This window comes from Pseudoalteromonas sp. SG41-2, from assembly GCF_014164535.1.
Lineage (GTDB): Bacteria > Pseudomonadota > Gammaproteobacteria > Enterobacterales > Alteromonadaceae > Pseudoalteromonas > Pseudoalteromonas rhizosphaerae.
This window is the reverse complement of record NZ_JACJFK010000007.1, coordinates 169210-186786: the sequence shown is the minus strand read 5'-3', so window position 1 is coordinate 186786 and position 17577 is coordinate 169210. Positions and strand designations below refer to the sequence as shown.

Here is a 17577-nt window from a genome sequence, read left to right as displayed (position 1 = left end):
AATTTGGCATATTCAAGTTTTTGTTGTGCACTGAGTGTTACTTTTGATTTTCTGGTCATAGTGATACCTTTTGGGTTTAGCTCATTTTACGCTATAAACCTGTCCAGTTTCATTAGACCATTACAGTCGGGCGTTATAATTAAGAGTGCAAATGGCGATGAGCTGATTTGCTCTGTCATCCAAGATACTTCCCATCAGAAACAGATAGAAACCGAATTACAAATAGCAAAAAACCAAGCTGAAACCAGTTCTCTGAGAATGAAATTGGCAAATGAATCAGCTCAAATTGGTGTGTGGGAGTGGGATGTCATTTCGGGAGAATTAATCTGGGATGAATGGATGTACAAGCTGTATGGCATTACAGAGAATTGTTTTTCTGGTGCTTATGAAGCTTGGACTCATAGTCTTCACCCTGATGATATGGAAGAGTCTAACAAACAATTAGAGGATGCCGTATCAGGTTTAGGTGCTTTTAATCCAGAGTTTAGAGTAGTACATCCAAACGGGCAGGTAAGAACAATCAAAGCTAGCGCAGAAGTTATTAGAGATAATGATGGCAACGCTCTAAAAGTCATCGGTGTAAATTACGACATTACAGATAAAATAAATGCGATAAATGAGCTAGAAGTAGCTAAGCAAAAAGCTGAGCAGGCAACCCAAACGAAAAGTGAATTTTTGTCAAATATGAGCCATGAGATACGTACGCCCATGAATGCAATTTTAGGCGGACTGCAGATGGTCAATACTGAGTATCTCGATGCCAAGTCCAAAGTAATGCTTAAAAATGCAGTATCGTCTTCTAAATCGCTGTTAACCATTATCAACGATATTTTGGATTACTCAAAGATAGAGAGCAATAAACTAAGCCTAGAGCAAGAGCCTTTCTCGATTAGCGATATAATTAAATCTGTGAAATTTGAAGTGGACAGCATAGTCAGTAATAAGGGTATTAAACTTGTCAGTAATATTAATGAAAATTTTAATGATCACTGGTTAGGAGACATTGTCCGTGTTAAGCAAATATTACTCAATCTTGTGTCGAATGCTGTTAAGTTTACTGAAAAGGGTAGCGTAAACATTCACTTGAGCGAAACTCTTTACCAAGAAAAGCAGGCTATTAGTCTTGAAGTGGCTGATACAGGAGTTGGAATGAGTGAGGAAGCTCAAGCTCGTATATTTGATCGTTTTTCACAGGCAGACAACTCAACAACACGTAAATTTGGTGGAACTGGGCTGGGTATGTCGATTACCCTCAGTCTTATTCTTATGATGAGAGGCACTATCGATGTAAAAAGCAATGTGGGTAGAGGCACCACTATAAGAGTCATATTACCATTAACTATAACCAATAAGAGTGTCAGCTCTTTCGTACAAAAATCTATGACTCCGCCGCCGTTGAGGGGAAAGAAAATACTGATTACTGAGGATAACGAAATCAATCAAATTGTCATTCAGTCAATGCTCGAAGGCACTAATGCATCATTAACTATTGTAGATAACGGTAAACAGGCAGTAGAAGCAGCTAAAGAAAAGGACTTTGATTTGATACTTATGGATATACAAATGCCTGAAATGGATGGTGTTGAAGCAATGAAAAATATCATTAATTTCAATAAGCATATACCGATAATTGCACTAACCGCAAATGTAATGATTGATGACGTTGCTGATTATTTAAGCCAAGGATTTGATGCACATATAGCAAAACCAATTGATATTGCTACCCTATACGGTGTTCTGAGCTCATTTATAAAGTAAGTACTTGCTTTGTTTGTGCTTTATTGCCAGTTCGGCTTCGGCAAATCAACTTCCGCTCATAGCAAAAAGTAGACATAAGTCATTACAAATTATACTTATTAAAAAAGGCGCTTACCGTTAAGGTAAGCGCCCTACTATTTTACTGATTACTTATTTTACGATTTTCATTTCGTCTAATAGGTTTTGTGCGTTATCTACTTTATCCATCACCCACAGCATGTAACGTGAATCAACGTGGATTGAACGATTAAGTGCTGGGTTATAATCCCAATCGCCAATGATACTTTCATACACACCATCAAACAGTAAGCCTACGAGTTCGGCTTTGCCGTTTAGCGTAGGTGAACCTGAGTTACCTCCAGTCGTGTCTACATTTGATAAAAAGTTAACCGGTACGGTATTCATGCCACCGGTGTAATCACCAAATATTTTAGCCTTGATTTGCTGTTGCAGTTTTTCAGGCGCGTTAAATGGATCAACATCGGTGTTTTTTGCTAGTAGCCCTTCAAGTGTTGTAAACGGTGTTGCTATCAAACCGTCTTGCGGTGAATAGCCTCCAACAGTGCCATACGTTACACGTAATGTGCTATTCGCATCTGCATACACAGGTTTATTTTGTGCTTCATTAAACGCTATGATAGCACTCATTAACTGTGGACGCGCCGCTTGTAGTTTACCGGCAAGTGCTTTGTCTTTGTCTTCTTCAGCTTTCATTACGGCAAAGATGGCCTTCGCGTATTGCATAAATGCATCTTGGCTTTGTTCAAGTTCAGCAAATGATTGCGTAGATAACGCGATACGAACGTCTTCATTATCTAGCGTTGAATTAGCATACATTTTTGCTAATAGTGCACTGTGCTTGGTTTTATCAAAGCCATTTTCTAATTCAAAAACTTTATCTACTTCTGCAAAACGCTCTTCTTTAGGTAACGCGGCATACAGCTCTAAAAAATGTAATAAAATGGCTTTATCAACGTTTGCATCAAAACGGCGACTCATGCGCTTTAAACCGGCTTCAAAGCGTGGTAAATCGCGTTCTTGATAGCCAGATTCACGTTCGCTATCAGGTTTTTGTTGCTCATAAGCTAGGCGATATAAGCTACGTGCGGTACTGATCATTTGTGAGCGGTGCACATAGCCAAGCATACGATCACGATCATTGTGCTGTTGCGATTGAGCCACTAACGCCGACAATTCATTTAACACTTTACCGTATTGTTTTTTACGCTTACGGTCACTGTTTATCCACGCGGTTAGATCTTGTTCAAATTGCTTTTTACGTTCATACATCGTGCCTTTATTAAAGCTTTCGATCATTGAACCGTAGTTTTTAATATAGTTATTGTAGCCCGCTATAGTACTTTCGTAGGCGATGCGCGCTTTGCTGCCATCTTCTGAATTTTCTTCAATCAAAGCGACATATTTTGAATTATGCTCGCGTGATTTTGGATAGCTGGTATTAAATACATAATCAACTTCAGCAGCAATGCGGTAACGGTTAGTGCGCCCAGGATAGCCTGCTACCATAACAAAGTCGCCATCTTGGACCCCTTTGGCGCTGACACTTAGATATGAATCAGGCACATAAGGTACATTGTCTTCGCTAAATTCAGCCGGTTTGCCGTCTTTACCTACATATGCACGATAAAATGAAAAGTCGCCGGTATGGCGCGGCCACATCCAGTTATCGATATCGCCACCGTACTTACCTACGCCCATGGCAGGCGCGTATGCTAAGCGTACATCTTTAATTTCTAGTGATTTGATTAAGTAAAACTCTAGACCACCGTGGAATGAATACACATTACAGCGATAATTATCGTCAGCTTCACATGCTGACACTAATGCTTTTTCGTTTTTCTCTAGCGCGTCGTAGCGCGCTTTGGCGCTGAGTTTTTCAGTGCCTTTTATTACTTTTTTGGTCACGTCGGTAACTGTTTCAGTTACATACACTCTAGAGCCGGGTGCCGCTGGTAAGTCTTCAGCCGGTGTTGTTGCTAAAAAACCATTTTCTAAAATATTGTTCTCTGGTGTTGAGTTATATTGAATCGAACCATAAGCACAGTGATGATTGGTAACCACCAGCCCTTTTGGCGATACAAATGATGCGGTACAGCCACCAAGGCTTATCACTGCATTCATTGGGAACTCGGTTAATTTAGAAATCGATTTTGCATCAATTTCTAATCCTTTGGCTTTCAGAATTGATTCTAGATCAGGAAGTTGGTGTGGTTGCCACATGCCTTCATCAGCAAATGTTGAGCCCGATACTACAATAGCAAGTGATGCTATGAGTGGTTTTAAACGCATTTTTTAATCCTTTTTATTGTTTCTATAACAGGTTACGCGTGCAGCCTTAGCAAGGTCAATATTTCTGCGACAAAATAGCCACACTATTGTGTAACAAAATACTGAAAACAAATATTTCATCGAGCTCTGTTAGCAATAAAAACAACACAACAATGCAATCATTTAGTCATTTTCAATCGTTAGGATTTAAATACTATTAGTAATGCACGGCCTAACTATGACTGCTATTTTTTTGATCAACCTCGCTCGCTCAACCGAGCGATTGGCAAACAGCCAGCGACAATTAACCGCACATGGGCTAAGTTTTGAGCGTATAGATGCAATTGATGGCGCCATGCTCACGCAAGCACAAAAAGAAATTAATTACAGTCCTAGCCTCAATACACAAGAATATCACTACCCGCTCAGTGCTGGGCAGATTGGCTGTTATTTGAGCCATCGCAAAGCGTGGCAAACCATTGTCGATAGAAAACTTGATTACGCAATTGTGCTCGAAGATGACTTTATCTTAGATTCAAGTATCGGTAGTGCAATTAAAAATATTGAGCAATTACCGCTTGCTTGGCAACTTATAAAACTCTCAGCTTATCAAAACCGTACTCGCAAAATCGCCTATCAGATACCGTTGCAGTTTGAGCAACGATTAGTGATCCATAAAAAGTTGATGACAGGATGTTGTGCTACTGCAATCAGTTATCAAGGTGCAAAACAATTATTAGCTGCCACTAAAACGTTTGCTCGCCCTGTTGATTGTGATCTACAACATATTTGGGAAACTCAAGTCGCTGGCTATTCATTACTACCGTATCCATTCTCCCAAGATTGTGAGCAGGTAAGTGATATCAAATCGCGTAGTAATGCGCGCGAAAAGAAATCGTTTTTAGCGCGTAAAGGTCAGCAACTCCGTAGTGCGGTAAACAATCACTTTGCAACGGCGGCATTTATTGCCCAAACTAAGCGTGCTTTACCCACTACTCCTAAATGCAAAAAAGGAGCCGCAGCTCCTTTTTACTCATAACCTAGCATCATTAAATAGTATTTATTTTTTAACGAGGTTTGGGTGCTCTACACCCATCCATGCTTTAAATAATGCCATTTGCTGTGCAGTTGCCTGTTTGTCAGCAACTAGCTTTTTATCTTTATCAAAGCTTTGTGCTAGCGTTATTGTGGTGCTTTGCAGTGCATCACGGCGGATAAAATCAATGGTTACTTTATCCCCTGCTTTAAATGTTTCTAAGCTTGATTTTAAATCTTTACCAACATGCTTTTTGTTAATTGCCACAATTTTGTCATCGCTGGTCAAACCCGCTTGCCATGCAGCGCCATCGCGACGCACATGAGTTAAAGTTAATAACTCACCGGTATTTTTTGCCATCGCATCAACACTGGCAACGGCTTTTGCATCTTTTGGACGCTCTAACATTAAGCCTACTTTTTTAAACAGTGCGTCAAAATCAATATCTGCTGGTGCATCAACATTATTTGCCCACCACTGGCTGTAATCGCGGCCCGTTAACTGTTTTAAAATAGTTTTCACGTCAGTTGCAGTAAAGCCATGCGGCATTTTATATTGATTGTAAAGTGCACGATGAATATCACGGTAGCTTTGCTTACCTTGGCTGTTCTCAAGTAAATCAATATCAAGGGCCATCGAAATCAATGAACCTTCTGAGTAAATATTAGTACTGTAGTTACGAGCATGGTCACCACCTTGATTTATCCATTTATCAAAACTGGTTTCGGTGGCGCTTTGTACCTCACGCCCAGGCGATGATAAATGACGGTTGACGGTTTTCGTTAACACGTTTAAAAATTCATCCGTCGTGGCAATCCCTGAGCGCACCATTAAATGATCTTCAAAATAACTGGTTGAACCTTCCGCTATCCATAATAGTTTATCGTAATTAATATGCGTGTAATCGTAAGGAACTAAACCTTCAGGTCTATATGCTTTTACGTTCCAAGTATGGATAAATTCATGTGCTGCGGTGCTAATAAATGCAAGATAGTCTTCACGCGAGCCAAAACGGTCACGCGGACGCTGAATAATCGTTGAGTTTAAATGCTCGGTGGCACCACCTGCCCCTGAGGTTGCATGTACCATAAATACATAACGTTGGTACGGGTAAGCATCCCAAATAATATTGCCTGTTGCTACCAGCTTCTTAAGATCTTCAAGCATTTGCTCAACATCATAGTTGCCCTTGCCCCAGATCACTAATTCATAATCGCGGCCATCTACGGCAAATTTATGGAGTTCATTAATACCCGTTTCAATCGGCGAATCAACTAATACATCGTAATCTGCGGCTTTAAAGCTATGTTTTGAGCCTGCATTATCCATACCCGATACTGAGCGCCATGCTTTCGGTACATCTAGCTTAACCGTCACTGGCTCTTGACGAAATGATTCACTAAACATAAAAAAGCCTGATGCATCTATAAATGCGTGGCTATCATCAATATGGCGCGCACGTTTACCTAACTCATTAGCATACACTTGATAATCAATTTTAACTTCTGTTGGTTTATCTAAATGTACCCGCCATGTACTGGCATCAATTTTTTCCCATTTTAATGCTTTACCATTATCGCCTGTTGCTTCAAAAAAACGCACACCGTTTGCAAGGTTCAAAATTTCGTAACGACCTGTTCGCCAAGCTGGCAACTTTACATCTAAATGTGCTTGTGCCGTTTGTGGAAATTCTACGCTAACGTTGCCTAAATGATGTTCAGGTTGAGTAACAGCAAGTGAATAATTAACATCGGCCCATGCCGAGTGAGATAAAGCGGCTAATACCGATAATGCTAAAAACTTTTTCATAGAGGCTCTTAATTCATATATCAAGTGATTTTATTATGCGTGAGCCTAACAATGATGGTAGAAAATGTGAATTAAAAGCGATAAATACACGTGCAGATAGGTTCGATGAATAAAAATCATCAACAAATGCTAAGTTTTTGACTTACTGACTACATTTGTGCAATTTTTGTTGTAAACTTACAACCATGTAAGATTTAATCAATGGCGGTAACTATTAGTGTCACAACAGCTCGAAGTTTTAAATAAAAAACTTAAACAAGCCATTGATACTCGTATGGTAGTTGAACATGCACGTAAGCATCAAGTAGACACATTGACACACTTTGCAGCTAAGTTATCGTTAAGCTGTAAAGGTATGGACATTGAACTTGATAATCGCTTAGCTAAGTTTCGTAGTGCGCTGGCTAAAGGGGTCGATTTTGAATTATTCGCGCCACAGATCGATGAAATTCTTACACTGCTAAAAAATCAAGAAGCACAACAGGCCACACATCAGCGTGAACTTCATAACAGTGTGCTCGATGCTGGCAAGTTACTGCAGAAAACCAAAGGGTTACCAGATGATGCACGCAGAACATTGCGTCATTTACTGGATCATGAACTGAATAATGTGCAATCGACGCGGGATTTCATTCCACTCCTTAATCGTTTAGTGACGATTTATCATCAAGCCTTACAAGTAAAACTGACTATTCCTGAATGCCAGCAAACTGCTGTGCAACCTAATTTAGCAAAAGAGTTACTCAATTTAGCTAATGATTTAGTATTTGAAGATGAAGCTGCAGATCAAGTAAAAACCATCAAAAATAATATCTCTGAAACCGATTCAGTGGATGATTTATTGACCTCTGCAATCGATATTATTCGCATCATTGCCAACAATATCAGTAAAGAGCGTCAATCTGCACAAAGCTTTTTAGTGTCATTGAACCAAACGCTTGAAGAATTACACCACTCAATTGTTTCTACAAGTAAACATTCAGAAGCAATGGGGGCTGAATTTACTGCATTAAATAAGCGCATTGAAGATAAAATTAACAATCTGACAGCACAAACCCAAAATGCTACTTCAATTTCATCATTAAAAGCCTTAGTTGATAACGAATTAAAATCGTTAAGTGAAGACTTAATTGAAAAAGAGCGCCTCGAGCAGCAAGATCGCGATATGTTGCTAAACAGTTTTCAAGAGATCAATCAACGCATTGGCAGCCTTGAAACTAAATTATCTAAATATAAAAAACGCCTGCATGAGCAACGTTTTAAAAGTTTGCTTGATGGCCTTACCAAACTGCCAAACCGAGCCGCATTTGACGAACGCTTTCATCACGAATTTCATTTGTTTGCAGTACAAGAATCCGATGTCACCTTAGTGGTGATTGATGTTGATCACTTTAAGTCTATCAACGATAAATATGGTCACAGCGCGGGTGATAAAACGTTACAAGTGATTGCCAAAGCGCTGCAAATGTCAATTCGTAAATCTGATTTTATAGCCCGCTATGGCGGTGAAGAATTTGTTTTATTAATGCCAGGTATGCCCTTAGATCATGCCAAAAAACCTCTTGAAAAACTAAGAAAAGCGGTGAAAGGGATTCCGTTTAAGTTCAGAGATAAACAAGTAGAGATAACAGTTTCCGTCGGTGCCACGCAGTTTAAAAAAGGTGATACCCCATTGGGCGCTTTTGACCGCGCCGATGATGCTCTCTACAAAGCAAAAAATACCGGTCGTGATCGCTTGTGTATCAATAAATAACAGCGACCGACCTAGTGCTTTTTATAGCAAGGAGAACGCCTATGTTAATACAGTTAAACCCGACAGGTGTGTTAGATTTACTGTCGCAGCTCGAAGTTGATTTATTAGAGCAATCGTCTACCAGTGAGCGTTATAAGTTATTTAGAAACTGTGCGCTAGCTGTTCTCAATGTTGGCAGTCATACTGACTCCAGCTCAGAGATTTACAATAAATATCAAGATTTTGATATTCGCTTATTAAGCCGTGAGCGAGGCATAAAAATTGAACTACTCAATCCTCCGACTACGGCTTTTGTTGATGGTGAAATAATCACTGGGATCCACGAACATATTTTCTCTGTTATTCGTGATATTTTATTTATTTGTCAAAAATACGAAAAAGATTTAACCGAACAAAAAGCCATTACTCATATGGTCTTTGATATGTTGCGTAATGCCGCAGCGCTTCGCGTTAATAGCGATCCAAGTATGATTGTCTGCTGGGGTGGTCATTCTATTAATGAAAACGAATATAAATACACTAAACAAGTAGGTTATGAGCTTGGTTTACGTGGCTTAAATATTTGTACTGGCTGTGGCCCCGGTGCCATGAAAGGTCCAATGAAAGGTGCAACCATTGGACATGCAAAACAACGCAACACCAATAACCGTTATTTGGGCTTAACAGAGCCAAGTATTATTGCCGCAGAGCCACCAAATCCGATCGTCAATGAACTGGTTATTTTACCAGATATTGAAAAGCGCCTTGAAGCCTTTGTACGCACCGCCCACGCTATAATTATTTTCCCTGGCGGCGCTGGCACTGCTGAAGAGTTATTGTATTTACTAGGCATTTTACTTCACCCTGATAATGCCAAACAGTCGTTACCGGTTATTTTAACTGGGCCGAAAGAAAGTGAAAATTACTTTAGCGAATTATGCCAGTTCATTGAAATGACGTTAGGTAAGGAGGCGCTTGATAAATTTGAAGTTATTATTGATAACCCAGAATTAGTTGGGATCAAACTCAAATCTGCAATGGCAAATGTGCGTGATTACCGCAAGAGTCAGGGCGATGCATATTACTTTAACTGGACGTTAAAAATTGAAAATGAATTTCAGCAACCTTTCGCGCCAACTCATGCCAATATGGCTGGGCTTGATTTACATTTAGACCAAGAAAAACAATTACTAGCCGCTAATTTGCGCCGTGCATTTTCAGGTATTGTTGCTGGTAATGTTAAAGACGAAGGCATACAAGCCATTAAACAACATGGCCGGTTTATCATTAGCGGTGAGCCGACTTTAATGAAAGCCATGGACAAACTGCTGCAAGCATTTGTTGAGCAAGGAAGGATGAAGCTCCCAGGCAGTCAATATGTTCCATGTTATGAAGTCAAAGCATAAGGGTTAATGTATTCGTGTCAGGTCAGTTACTTTTAATCGATGCGCTTAATTTAATTAGGCGCATTTATGCAGTTGATAGTAATCAAAACAAAGGCAGTGATGAGCAAATGATAAATACCTGCTGCGCGCGGGTAGCTCACGCTTGTGAAAAACTTATAAAGATCACCCAAGCAACGCATGCTATTGCAGTATTTGATGGTGATAAAAGCTGGCGGTATCATTATTACGCTCAATATAAAAGCAGCCGAGCCCCCATGCCTGAAACCCTGAAAAATTCTTTAGATAAATTTAAACAGGCGATTGAACAGACGGGTATTGTGGTGTTTGCCCCAGTAAATGATGAAGCAGATGATATTATTGCGACATTAGCCGATAAAATGGCACAAAATCAGTTGTCTTGTACAATTGTTTCCACTGATAAGGGGTTTTTACCTAGCCTAAATAATTATATTAATGTGTATGATTATTTTAAAAAAGAATATTTAGATCATCACTCTATCGTACAACGTTTTGGTGTTGAGCAAGCTCGATTAATTGATTTTTGGGCAATGGCTGGTGATAAAACGAATGATATTCCGGGTATTAAGGGAATTGGTACTAAAACAGCACAAGAGATTATTAGTAAGCACGCAGATATAACATTGGCGGTAGAGGATGAAACGCTCTCTACAGCAGTTCGTAAAAAGTTAGCGACAGGAATGGCTGACTATATTACCTCTAAACATTTGGTTGGTTTACGTACAGATATTAACTTAGGCTTTAGTTTAAAGCAGTTAAGGCTCAATTAATCGCATTCACGTAGCACTGGATTTGAACTATGCGTATACTAAATTTAAGTCTCAGCGTAAGAGTGCACAATGTTTAAGAAGGTTTTTCGCTATCTCATATTAGGTTTGGGTGTATACGCCTTGATCGCTACTTTGGTCATTACTTTTTATAAAGATGATCCACAGGCGATGATCTGGCAAGACCGAGAAGCGTTCAATAAACGTTATATCGCTAAATTAAGTGTCGAAACACCGACTAACTTAAACACAGTTTTAGAGTATTTAGGCAGTCCTGATCTAACATTCGCGAAACGTGATAAAGAGGAAGTATGGCAAATTATTTTTTACCGTACTCAACATATCAAATCAGATGGGATCACGACTATGGATGAGTGTACTGGTTTACTGTTTAAAAATGGCGAATTGATTTTGTGGGGCCCAAGTGCATTTGATGCATTTGAGCAACGCGGGTAATTAATTACTTATGGATGCACTCTGCGCACAAGATCTTGCCAGCCTATTTGAAAAAACTCACCAAATATTAAGGCGTTATCATAATAAAAGTCAGTGGCCACAAATTTATCCGCTGTTGACACAACTGGCTGAGCAATATTATAAACTCTATGATTCACATCCAAATGCACTACAAGCCCAGCTTACTCTATATGTAGCAACCCACGGTTATACAACCAACTTAGTGGTCAATCAATGTGTCATTGTCGCCGCATTTTGTCGCAGTTTAAGCTACGACAGTAAAATCAGCCAATTGCTTATTTGTGTGTGTTTAACTAACTATTTATGTGTGCAAACACAAACTAATAAGCTGGCCCTGCGTCAACCTCTTACCCAACAAGAAAAAAAGCAATGGCAGTCGCGTCATCAGCTAGCAGTAAAATTACTGCAATCAGCTAACGTTCCCACTGACCATATTGCGGGTATTTTAGCGCGCTTAAATAAGTATAAGCAGGCCTTGCTAAGCACGCCAAAAATCATGATCTATGATGGACCAACGACGTTAGTTGCGTTAGCAAATATTATTGCGATGAACATTACCTATCGTACCCAAAATGATCATATTGATATCTATAAGGCAGTGGCTGATATTTATATCCGTACTCCTAACCTGTTTGCCCAACAAGCATTAAAAGCAATAATCGGTCATTTTGGCCCTTACCTGCCTGGCTCTTTGGTAAATTATAGCGATCAGCAGCTCACTTATATTGGTAAAAACCACCAGCAACGGGATTTATTAATTGCGTTGCATGAGCAGCAAAAAACCAAATGGTATAGTGTTAAGGCAAAGCTAGAATCACATTCAAAACAACGCCCAAGTAAAGACAAGCGATTATTGTTTAGCGTATGGTTCAATGAGCACATAGCCCCCCCTGTTGAAATTGTTAACTTTGAAAAACAACAATTATTGATGTTGATAAGCCAAGTTAAAATACAAAAAGAATACTCATACACTGCCCTTGCTAAATTACTCAACAATCATTCAGCGACAATTGAGTTACTTCGTGAAGCAGTGAAGCCTTATAATAAAGAGCACCTAGCAGGCAAAGATTTACGCCATTGTTTATCAATGGTCGGCTTATACAATGCGCCAGCGATCATTCAACGGGTGCTCTTTGAGCAATTAGTAAACTACCAAGCACATCCATTAATGCAACATATACAATTACGCTTACAGGCAATAATAAGTTTATTAAACCAGCTGGTAAGTCGTGATCAACACAACCAGTTCGAACACCTAGCTCTGCCTATTTATGGTTACGTTAATTATTTGATTGAATACTGTAGCACCACAATTAGCCGTAAGACAGTGTATGAACACTCACCTAAAAGTGATGTAAGTATGCCGTTTGCGTGGCTATTTGGTGTCACGATTCATGATAGTGGGCATTTATCGGCTTATTTACTTGAATTGCTTGGTGACAATCCATGGACACAAGCGCTCTTAGATGCAGAGCAGCAAAAAAAACAACACTTATCTGCAGAGGCACAATTATGGGTTGCAATAAAACTCGTCGTTATTAAGGTGTATCAACCCAACGTAATACAAAGTAGTTGGCAAACACACACTTTTGAGCAAGTGTTAAAACGCTTAGATTGGCAGTCCAGCGAGGATTTTTATGCACAGCTACCAAGCCTAGGTTTAAGCAATAGCGTATGAATATTTATTAGACATAGTGACTAATTTAGTGCGTTTTCGTGGGTTTTACTGGCAAAAAGTTGAATAAATTGCTATAAAAGCCGCTTGTATTTTCAAACTCATTCACGTAAATAATCTAACAAGTAATCGCTTAATACCAATCGTGTTAAGTTACTAGCCATTTATAGCGACAGATAAATAGAGTGATAACAAGGCATAAATTTCGACATGTAGTTGTTCTACTTGAGAAATTCATAACGCAGTTAGCGCTTTATTTAGCACGCTAGAATGGTTAAATATTTAAGTCGATTGGTATAATAATGCGTCACATTTACGTGCATTTCTAACTCGTAATAGGAAAAGTTCATGGCCAAACAAACCATCACAGTGATCAAAGGCGACGGCATCGGTCCGAGTATTATTGATTCAGCCCTTGAGATCTTAACAGCCGCAGGGTGCGATTTTGATTATGAATTCGTTGATGCAGGTCTTGCAGCCCTAGAAAAGACCGGTGAATTATTACCACAAGATACCATTGATACTATTGCGCGTAATAAAATTACTCTTAAAGGCCCACTAACAACGCCAGTTGGTGAAGGTTTTACTTCAATCAATGTAACATTACGAAAGCAGTTTGGTTTATACGCCAATGTACGCCCAGTAAAATCATTTGTTGGCACTAAAGCACGTTATGAAGACATTGATATCATCACGGTACGTGAAAATACGCAAGGTATGTATTCAGGTTTAGGCCAAGTGACATCAGAAGATGGCAACGAAGCACAAGCAATGTCTATGATCACCCGTGAAGGTGCTGAAAAAATCGTTACTTTTGCCTACGAACTAGCCGTGCGTGAAGGTCGTAAAAAAGTGACAGCGGTTCACAAAGCTAACATCTTAAAATCAACTTCAGGTTTATTCTTAAAAGTAGCTCGTGAAGTTGCTGAGCGTTATCCTGAAATTGAATCAACTGAAATGATTGTTGATGCAACCTGTATGAAACTGGTAATGAGCCCTGAAGAGTTTGACGTTATCGTTACTACAAACCTGTTTGGTGATATTTTATCTGATCTATGTGCTGGTCTAGTAGGCGGTTTAGGTATGGCACCTGGCGCTAACATCGGTGAAGATGCAGCAATCTTTGAAGCAGTTCATGGCAGCGCACCTGATATTGCTGGTAAAAACTTAGCAAATCCAACCTCTGTTATTTTGGCATCTATTCAAATGTTAGAGCATTTAGAAATGGGCGAAACTGCAGAGCGTATCCGCAATGCTGTAGCTGACGTAATTAAATCGGGTGATCGTACCACTCGCGATTTAGGTGGCAGTCACGGTACTACTGACTTCACTCAAGCTGTTATCGACCGTTTATAAACCAAACCTAGATTATTAGCATTATAATAAAAGCCAGTATTTACTGGCTTTTTTGTCACATAGTTTATGCTTGCCTCTTTGTCCGAAAACTGAGCGGCAGCAGTAACAATAACCAAAATAGACTTCCGCCACTGGAGCCTGAACTGGCAACTTGTTTTTGCACTGTTACCGTAAGCTTGCTAGACGGTAAGGTGTTTTTTATGCCTTTTGCAGAGGTATCAGTCACGATCAGTGTCACTGTATAACTTCCCGCTTGGTTATAAGTATGTGTAGGATTAGCCCGTTGGCTTACAGCACTGCCATCTCCAAAATCCCAACTGTAAGTGTAATTATTAAACCCGCCTTTGGTATCACTGTTAAAATTAACCAGTAAATCTTTTGCACTGTAACTGGCCTGTGTTGTAAGTAATACATTTGCCGACACTTGGGTTGCAAAAGACTGCATAGCGCCATTTGCATCAGTTACAACAACGCTTAAGGTATAATCGCCACTGTATTCATAGCGGTGGTTAATGCTCTGCCCTTTCGCAGTTGAGCCATCACCTAATTGCCATGCATAGTCATAAGGTGCTTGACCACCTGATACAGTGACTTTTGCAGTTACATTGCCTTTCTCTATATTGGTATCCACACTGGAAATTGACAACGGCGCAGTAAGCACAAAAGTCATCGATTCTTGAAACTGCTGCCCTTGTTCATTAGTACGAGTAAAACCCACAGTGTAACTACCATAATCGGCAAATGTATGACTTGGATTCAATTCATCACTGCTTTGCCCATCCCCAAACTGCCAGTTAAAACTATCGGTTGGGGTCAACGCCATTCCTTTAATTTCAAAACTCGCTTCGAGATCATTAGTAATTACATTGATCCCAGACTGTGGTGTATAGCCTAAATTCAATTCAATTGAGCTATTATTAATCGCTTGCTCAACAATAGAAAAATTAAAACCAAACGTTGAAACTTTTACACCAGAGGCCGGTTGCGTGGCAAAACTGTAATCATTATTATCATTAAACTCAGTGATTGCTGTTAACTGCGTATCGCCTAAACCTTGGCGCTGATCATAAAGACTAAAAGCAGCATCTCTTAACTGAATCGTAGTACTGGCAGGTGCGCTGCTATTACCTTTTGCAATGGCATTTTGATCGGCATCAACAACCAATATAAACCCTTCACCAATATGCTCAGGAGTATTATTATCTGTATACTGTTCATTAGCAGACCAAAGTAATAAACCCGGTGAATACTGCTCAACTTGTAAACCACTATCTATTCCTAAATAACTACGTAACTGTAAATAGTAATTGTGTGGTTTTGCATAGATGTGATCCCCCACTCGGCTAAAGCCATCAAGTTGTGCTTGTGTTGACTGCTCTGCATTATCTTGCCAAACGAAAGTATCACCTTGGCTAATGGTCATATCATCAACCACTAGACCAAAATAATGAGTATAAGTGTCCGTTTTATAGTTAAAACTAAGTGTGATTGTTTGACCAGCATAAGCTGATAAGTCAAAACGATGCCGTAAATAATTATTCGGCTGCTGAGCGTCATTTACTGAACTTGAAGACCCTGTTATATATGGACCAATGTCTCCATAAAATGGATTGACTGCTTGAGTATATTGCGAAGCAATAGGCTGTGCGTTTACTAATACTTGAGCATAATCATAATCCGTTTCAATGCTGTAATAGGCACTTAAATCAAGATAAGTAGGCTGCGTACTTGCAGGTATATTAACTGTAAATGTCATACTTTTTGAAACATTATCACCACTGCCAGAGTAGTATTGCAAGTGCCCTTCTACTGCTTGATAAAACGGTTGTAAGTTGGTTGGTAGGGTGATTTTTAACTGGTTTAATTCAGTTGATACCCCACTACTATGGCGAAGTATTTGCTGTTGATTGGTATCGATTTCGTCTAACGATATCGTCGTTTGATTAAGCCAGTTTCCTTGATAACGGTTTTGTAAGTACTCGAGTGCATAAGGACTGAACATCACCGGCTGTGAGCCACGAGGTGAGCCTGCCCAACTACCACCAGACATCACAGACCAAAGCGCAACTGGCTCCCCCAGCGCACTGCCGGTTAAATCATATTCATCAGGCAAACCTAAGTCGTGACCAAACTCATGTACCACCACGCCAATACCAGCATCGATAGGATTTATAGTATAACCAAATAAACGAATACTACTGCCATCAACCGCACTTGGCTGATTGTTTTGGTCGTACACATAAAAACGATGTGACCAAATTGCATCAGTACCCAGTACGCCACCACCGGCTTCCTCACCTATACTCGAGTGGAAAATCATAACATGGTCAATAATCCCATCAGGTTCATTGGTGATCCCATCACCATCACGATCATCCAAATCTGTTAAATCATAATCGGCTAAATTAATATTAAATTTGGCTACGGCTTTTTCTACCGCTTCATGCACTAAACTAGGGGCATCAATATCATTATTACCCCCTTGGCGAGCCCCATAACTTTTCGCATCATTATCGGCTGTTACCCAGCCATAAACTTGACCCGTAAATGCTAAGCTTTCCCCTGAGGCTTGCTGATAGTATTGATACGCTGTTTGCAACGGTTGCTGCTGTGGACCTGAGTAACCATCAGTAGCGAACAACATTTGTTGGTAATGCTGCTGACTATAGCTTGAGTAGTACATATCGCTATCAACTGCGGCTAAGCCATTATCATCATGAGGTAAGTCAGGAAAATCAACCAATATAGCCAACACTTTTACGGTATTGTGCGTCGAGTTAGGTAACTGCGAAGACACACTCGCTAAGCGCTGAGCCATTTTTCGTTGTTGGGTTAAAACTTGAGGGTTAAGCTGCCGACGTGAATGCATCGATTCACCACGGCCAATATAATCAGACAATAATTTGTCATGCGCTATTTTATCGTCAAGCTGCCCGCGTTTATCTAACCAATATAAAATTCGCTCTTTGTTAACGACCCCAATATCAGTTGGGCTACTATTTTGTGGTTTTGCCACACTCTGTTGACTTAACAATGCCAAAGTCAGGCCACATAACAATTGTGAGTATTTCACAGGATCACCTATCAACAACTCCATAACGATAATAATAGCGAATAATTTATATACTTACATTACATTTATAGATATACAGTGAATATTCCCACGCTTCACAAAAAGCATAATTTCTTTGCTTTTAACGGTTAAAAATGCAATTTAAAGCAACTTTTAAATATAAAAACAATTAATTTGGAAT

11 protein-coding genes are annotated in these 17577 nt (G+C 39.7%); 8 read left to right on the top strand and 3 right to left on the bottom strand.

Going from position 1 to position 17577, the window contains the following annotated elements:
• Positions 1-1758: ATP-binding protein (locus tag H5186_RS07900; protein WP_182794307.1), on the top strand; the 1758-nt coding region annotated here is incomplete at its 5' end.
• A gap of 150 nt (positions 1759-1908) precedes the next feature.
• On the opposite strand, the gene H5186_RS07895 is transcribed toward H5186_RS07900, so the two are convergent.
• Positions 1909-4068 carry a S46 family peptidase gene (locus tag H5186_RS07895; protein WP_182794306.1) on the bottom strand — a complete coding sequence of 720 codons (2160 nt, stop codon included), beginning with the start codon at positions 4066-4068 and terminating at the stop codon, positions 1909-1911.
• 217 nt (positions 4069-4285) lie between these two features.
• Between H5186_RS07895 and H5186_RS07890 the strand changes: the two genes are divergently transcribed.
• Positions 4286-5086, top strand: a complete 801-nt coding sequence (locus H5186_RS07890) for a glycosyltransferase family 25 protein (protein WP_182718665.1) — start codon at positions 4286-4288, stop codon at positions 5084-5086.
• 21 nt (positions 5087-5107) lie between these two features.
• Here the strand turns inward: H5186_RS07890 and H5186_RS07885 are convergent, their stop codons facing one another.
• Positions 5108-6892 carry a M61 family metallopeptidase gene (locus H5186_RS07885; protein ID WP_182718664.1) on the bottom strand — a complete coding sequence of 595 codons (1785 nt, stop codon included), beginning with the start codon at positions 6890-6892 and terminating at the stop codon, positions 5108-5110.
• A 217-nt stretch (positions 6893-7109) separates the two neighbouring features.
• Between H5186_RS07885 and H5186_RS07880 the strand changes: the two genes are divergently transcribed.
• The 6 genes from H5186_RS07880 (at position 7110) to H5186_RS07855 (ending at position 14323) form a co-directional block, all read left to right on the top strand.
• Positions 7110-8645: a diguanylate cyclase gene (locus H5186_RS07880; RefSeq protein ID WP_404936440.1), complete on the top strand. Its 1536-nt coding sequence runs from the start codon at positions 7110-7112 to the stop codon at positions 8643-8645.
• 41 nt (positions 8646-8686) lie between these two features.
• Positions 8687-10030 carry a nucleotide 5'-monophosphate nucleosidase PpnN gene (ppnN, locus tag H5186_RS07875; RefSeq protein WP_149980187.1) on the top strand — a complete coding sequence of 448 codons (1344 nt, stop codon included), beginning with the start codon at positions 8687-8689 and terminating at the stop codon, positions 10028-10030.
• 14 nt (positions 10031-10044) lie between these two features.
• A complete protein-coding gene (gene xni / locus H5186_RS07870) occupies positions 10045-10818 on the top strand; it encodes a flap endonuclease Xni (RefSeq protein ID WP_182794305.1) in 774 nt (257 codons plus the stop codon).
• A gap of 69 nt (positions 10819-10887) precedes the next feature.
• Positions 10888-11271, top strand: coding sequence for a DUF3192 domain-containing protein (locus H5186_RS07865; protein WP_149980185.1), 384 nt, complete (start codon positions 10888-10890; stop codon positions 11269-11271).
• A 10-nt stretch (positions 11272-11281) separates the two neighbouring features.
• Positions 11282-12970 carry a hypothetical protein gene (locus tag H5186_RS07860; RefSeq protein ID WP_182794304.1) on the top strand — a complete coding sequence of 563 codons (1689 nt, stop codon included), beginning with the start codon at positions 11282-11284 and terminating at the stop codon, positions 12968-12970.
• Between the two features lie 345 nt (positions 12971-13315).
• The gene (locus H5186_RS07855; protein ID WP_149980183.1) at positions 13316-14323 is read left to right on the top strand and encodes an isocitrate dehydrogenase; all 1008 of its coding nucleotides are present in this window, start codon (positions 13316-13318) and stop codon (positions 14321-14323) included.
• 64 nt (positions 14324-14387) lie between these two features.
• Here the strand turns inward: H5186_RS07855 and H5186_RS07850 are convergent, their stop codons facing one another.
• Positions 14388-17420, bottom strand: a complete 3033-nt coding sequence (locus tag H5186_RS07850) for an immune inhibitor A domain-containing protein (RefSeq protein WP_182794303.1) — start codon at positions 17418-17420, stop codon at positions 14388-14390.
• Positions 17421-17577 lie beyond the last annotated feature (157 nt).

Bases quoted from the DNA above. Each gene is read 5' to 3' on its own strand.
- H5186_RS07895 (WP_182794306.1), bottom strand. From the start codon at position 4,068: ATGCGTTTAAAACCACTCATAGCATCACTTGCTATTGTAGTATCGGGC.
- H5186_RS07890 (WP_182718665.1), top strand. From the start codon at position 4,286: ATGACTGCTATTTTTTTGATCAACCTCGCTCGCTCAACCGAGCGATTG.
- H5186_RS07885 (WP_182718664.1), bottom strand. From the start codon at position 6,892: ATGAAAAAGTTTTTAGCATTATCGGTATTAGCCGCTTTATCTCACTCG.
- ppnN (WP_149980187.1), top strand. From the start codon at position 8,687: ATGTTAATACAGTTAAACCCGACAGGTGTGTTAGATTTACTGTCGCAG.
- H5186_RS07865 (WP_149980185.1), top strand. From the start codon at position 10,888: ATGTTTAAGAAGGTTTTTCGCTATCTCATATTAGGTTTGGGTGTATAC.
- H5186_RS07860 (WP_182794304.1), top strand. From the start codon at position 11,282: ATGGATGCACTCTGCGCACAAGATCTTGCCAGCCTATTTGAAAAAACT.
- H5186_RS07855 (WP_149980183.1), top strand. From the start codon at position 13,316: ATGGCCAAACAAACCATCACAGTGATCAAAGGCGACGGCATCGGTCCG.
- H5186_RS07850 (WP_182794303.1), bottom strand. From the start codon at position 17,420: ATGGAGTTGTTGATAGGTGATCCTGTGAAATACTCACAATTGTTATGT.